The sequence below is a fragment of the Martelella alba genome, assembly GCF_005217455.1.
Taxonomy (GTDB): Bacteria; Pseudomonadota; Gammaproteobacteria; order Enterobacterales; family Enterobacteriaceae; genus Acerihabitans.
Map to the genome: position 1 here is coordinate 1 of NZ_SZPQ01000012.1, position 1532 is coordinate 1532.

Annotated in this window: 4 protein-coding genes; all 4 read left to right on the top strand. The window is 49.5% G+C overall.

What is annotated here, in order from left to right:
• The coding region (locus FCN80_RS26425; RefSeq protein WP_230492598.1) for a hypothetical protein at nt 1-505 on the top strand (505 nt) is incomplete at its 5' end.
• Complete coding sequence (locus tag FCN80_RS10210; RefSeq protein ID WP_136990059.1) at nt 502-831, top strand: hypothetical protein; 330 nt, start codon at nt 502-504, stop codon at nt 829-831. The genes FCN80_RS26425 and FCN80_RS10210, both read left to right, overlap by 4 nt.
• A complete protein-coding gene (locus FCN80_RS10215; protein ID WP_136990060.1) occupies nt 831-1073 on the top strand; it encodes a hypothetical protein in 243 nt (80 codons plus the stop codon). The genes FCN80_RS10210 and FCN80_RS10215 overlap by 1 nt, the downstream gene beginning before the upstream one ends.
• Entirely contained in the window at nt 1070-1375 is a 306-nt protein-coding gene (locus tag FCN80_RS10220) for a hypothetical protein (RefSeq protein ID WP_136990061.1), read from the top strand. Before FCN80_RS10215 ends, FCN80_RS10220 begins: the two co-directional genes overlap by 4 nt.
• Nucleotides 1376-1532 lie beyond the last annotated feature (157 nt).

Below are 1532 nucleotides of genomic sequence, written 5' to 3' on the forward strand. Positions count from 1 at the left end.
ATTTTTCGACGGTCTCCATGACGCGATTAGACCGGAGGAAAATAAATCTCAGCCCATTCAGGCGGTGTCTGTGCCGGATGAATGTCCGGACGCGATTTATAATTTTGTTAATGAAACATTCGATTATGACCATCCTAAAACGGTGTCTATCGCAAATGACATATGGAACGCCTGCCGCGCCGCCATGCTAGCCAAACCGGTGAGCAGTCAAGATTTTGATTTGTGGTTTTCTCAAAGATTTCCGATGCCTGTCAGCGACAAAAACAGAGCGCTAGTATATGTTGGGTGGCACGGACGGGGTGAAGTGCTCGCCAATCAAGAGCCGACTGAGACCTTGGAAGAGTTAATTCGCAAACATCGCATTTCCATCATGTCGGAATATGAAAGCGGTTGGTCAGCAGCAGTATATGGCGACGACAGCAGCCCTATTTATTACGGGGGAGGCATGACTCCACTCGAAGCTGTTCGTGATGCACTCGCCAACGGCGACAAGGGGATGAAATGAAACCTGCTAATTTTGCACCGGTTTATTGCTCTCTCTATCCAGAATTGGCCGAAATTGCGCGTAAACACGGTTATGCAATGGCGATACATGGAACAATGGCAAGAGATTTTGATTTAATCTGCATTCCATGGGTAAAAATTCCGTCTTCCCCGATGGCTGTAGTTGAAGAAATAACGAAAACCTATGCAACAACTGACTTAACGAATCCTGAAATAAAAGAACATGGTCGGTTGTGTTATTCAATTTGTTTTGGGTTTGGAACGTTTTTCGCGGACGTATCATTTATGCCGACTATTTTTGACAATTCCGACAAAGGGGCGAAGTGATGCAGACCATCGCCAATAATCCCCTGTTACCCTCAGAGGCCATCGTCAAACGCAAATATGGATACATCACGCACGTGATGATGCTGACGACAGAGGGCAAAGCATCGGCAACCGGCGCACTATGCGGTGAGGTTCCGACAGGCAATCCGCGTCGTGCTGGCTGGTATTTGCTCCTTCCGACAACGGCAGTTACCTGTCCGAAATGTGCAGCAATTCTTGAAGCTCGCAAGGGGGCTGTATGACTGACAAACAGGAACCTATCGGCTTTATCAGTGGCAGAGCAGCACAGAAAATGCTGCGCGGGTATTCCCGCTCTATCTGCATGTTCCCTGAACCAACGCGGGAATATGTAATCCCCGTTTATCTCGATGCGCCTGCAGCAAGCCGGCTGCCGGATGGGTATAAACTGGTACCTATTGCGCCAACAAACGAAATGTTATCGGCGGCTAGGGAATGGACTGGAACCAGCACGGCGGAAGCCGTATATATCAAAATGCTCGAAGCCGCGCCGTCTCCTATCAGCGACAAAGGTGGTGACTCATGAACACCTATCTGGTGTGGTGCCCGGAGAATGGGGAGAAGCGTAGCGATGCGCGTGAGTTCGAGGCATATACCCATGACGATGCCGCCGAGAAATGGGCGCGGCGATATGACAGTTACAGCACTGAGTATTCCATTGTCAGCGAGCAATGGACACCTGA